The sequence below is a fragment of the Chryseobacterium sp. RU37D genome, from assembly GCF_900156075.1.
Taxonomy (GTDB): Bacteria; Bacteroidota; Bacteroidia; order Flavobacteriales; family Weeksellaceae; genus Chryseobacterium.
The window spans coordinates 1-2,100 of the sequence record NZ_FTMM01000059.1 but is presented as its reverse complement, the minus strand read 5'-3'; the positions used below and the strand labels follow the sequence as shown (position 1 = coordinate 2,100).

The following is a 2,100-nucleotide window of genomic DNA, read 5'->3' as shown; positions in this document are numbered from 1 at the left end:
TCTTCGTCACGGTTCCGCCATGGTTTTTCGCCATCGTCCTTTAAAAAATCAGTCCATCTTGAAAGCATATTTCCGGCAATGTGCTTTACAATAATTGCATGTAAATCGTCAGCAAAAAGTGGACATTTGATATTAGAAATTTAAGGAGTGTTTTCATAAAAAGAGTAATTTTAATTATGGCAACACCGAAAAAGAAACCGACCGAAAAATTTGTAAAAGATATTCGGCAAAACACCCTCAGAATAGCTTAAAAACAGCTCCTGCACCATAGATTCTAATACAGGAAACCAACTTTGTGTCGTACAGAAAGAATCATGTATCGTCCAAAGTGGCATATCTGGATTTGTTTTTGCAATCTGTTTTGTAATCGTATCAATCACGCAATCAGATTCAACCTGTTGCAATAGTATAGGAAACAGCTTGAATGAATCTTTTTCATCAGAGGTAGTTTTAAAAACTTCGATACATTCACACAGCAAAGGAAAATGCTTTTTGAATATCAGATATTCTTTTGACGGTCGTTTGAGCGGAGTATACAAAATCTGTAATGTGAGTTTTTTCATCATATCTCGTTTAGTCGGGAATGCTTTTATTTCTGCTTTATCAGTGTCCGAATCATAAAAAGACTTCCTAAACACTCCATCATAATCAGGTTGAATATCTGGAAAGAGCGGCATTAAAAATTCATAAAACTGACCTGTCAACACAGCTTTTTTGAGCGGAGTAAATTCCTCCTGAAACACCTTACTAGACGTGGTTTGTTGTAATTTCTGCAAGATAGTACCAATATTACCACTTCCAAACACTCTACTCATTATCTCTAAAATCCTACTATTACCCATACTTTCCAATACCAAAACCATAAAATAGGGTTGTGAGTTCTTAATATCCAGACTTTGAATGTTTTCACCGTAATACGTCAGATACGGGCGGAATTTAGACGGCATATTGGTTAGGTTTGTATGCAGTCTGTTATCTGAATCAGGATTACGGGAAATACGGTAACATTGCTCTCTAAACATTAACGCAGTGTACCAATAACTATACGCTTTTGCCATTATTGGGTTTAATCTGGTGTAGCTCAAACCGTACTTATTGTAACAGAACTCAGACGACAATTCATCATTCAGGCGGTCAACATCAAGGAACAAACCATCATCAAACCATTTGGAAAGATGTGGACAGTCTTCATTTCCTATACTTTCTTTTAGTAGATTTTTAGTCAAAAATTTATCTGTCATTTCAAATATCGAAAAATCCAGACATTCTACACCTTCCAGATTGATGTTTTCATAGTTGTATCGGTAACGTTTGCAGGTACGACCCTTTGAGTGACCTTTACCCTGCAAAATACCAATCTGTAAAAAATACTCAAAATATTTACTGTAATTGGAATCTTTTTTCTTTAATCGTTGGGAATCCATAGGTATATATCCCCAGAGATACGTTTTATCTTTTTGATAAGCAGGAATACTGATAACTAAACTCAGGAAGTAAAGGGCATTATCCATTTTGAACCCTTTGAACGGTTGTTTTTCCTGAACTTTTTCCTGAAGGTAGTTTACAATGATTGTAGGTAATATTACTTTCCATTGATAGTCCTTATGATAAAAGGCTAATACGTTGATTTTACGGTTTGATTTTTTGCTTTTGTATTGTTGCATATTTGTGTGTTTTTGTTAAAAAAAGCATAGCAATAGCTCTCCATAGTTTCCTTACTACAGCTACACCTTGAATTGTTAAAATTTTTGGAGATTTGTGTACAGTGGTTTTTTATACGTAATCAAACCGCACCTGCACGATAGGAAAAGATTGTTTGCTAAGAAGCCAATCTTAATTTTGCTTGAATTTCATCACGGGTATAGTACACTCTGCCACCGAAATTGATAGGAACTAATACCCCGCTTTTTGACCAATTGTTTAATGTACCGAGCGAAACCCCGAAATACTCTGCTGTTTCGTCTCTTGTCATTAACTCTTTACCCTCTGGCTTATACATTTCTGCCTGGATATGCAAATAAAATTTCCAGTTAGAGTTAAGCTACATTTTTGTAAATTTTGTTTTGATTGTTAAATTCTTCTATTGTTTGATAATTCAGG

Annotated in this window: 2 protein-coding genes and 1 pseudogene; all 3 read right to left on the bottom strand. The window is 35.0% G+C overall.

All coding sequences use genetic code 11. The annotated features are described in order from the left end of the window. A pseudogene (locus BW926_RS13990) lies at nucleotides 1-98 on the bottom strand (DUF1572 family protein); the annotation flags it as partial. Nucleotides 99-170: 72 nt separating this feature from the next. Next, nucleotides 171-1,664 carry a hypothetical protein gene (locus tag BW926_RS13985; RefSeq protein ID WP_076447951.1) on the bottom strand — a complete coding sequence of 498 codons (1,494 nt, stop codon included), beginning with the start codon at nucleotides 1,662-1,664 and terminating at the stop codon, nucleotides 171-173. A 155-nt stretch (nucleotides 1,665-1,819) separates the two neighbouring features. Beyond that, on the bottom strand, nucleotides 1,820-1,999 hold the full coding sequence (locus BW926_RS13980; protein ID WP_083672342.1) for a helix-turn-helix domain-containing protein: 180 nt from the start codon (nucleotides 1,997-1,999) through the stop codon (nucleotides 1,820-1,822). Between the last annotated feature and the right edge of the window lie 101 nt (nucleotides 2,000-2,100).

Coding starts and splice junctions, on each gene's coding strand:
- BW926_RS13985 (WP_076447951.1), bottom strand. CDS start 1,664: ATGCAACAATACAAAAGCAAAAAATCAAACCGTAAAATCAACGTATTA.
- BW926_RS13980 (WP_083672342.1), bottom strand. CDS start 1,999: ATGTATAAGCCAGAGGGTAAAGAGTTAATGACAAGAGACGAAACAGCA.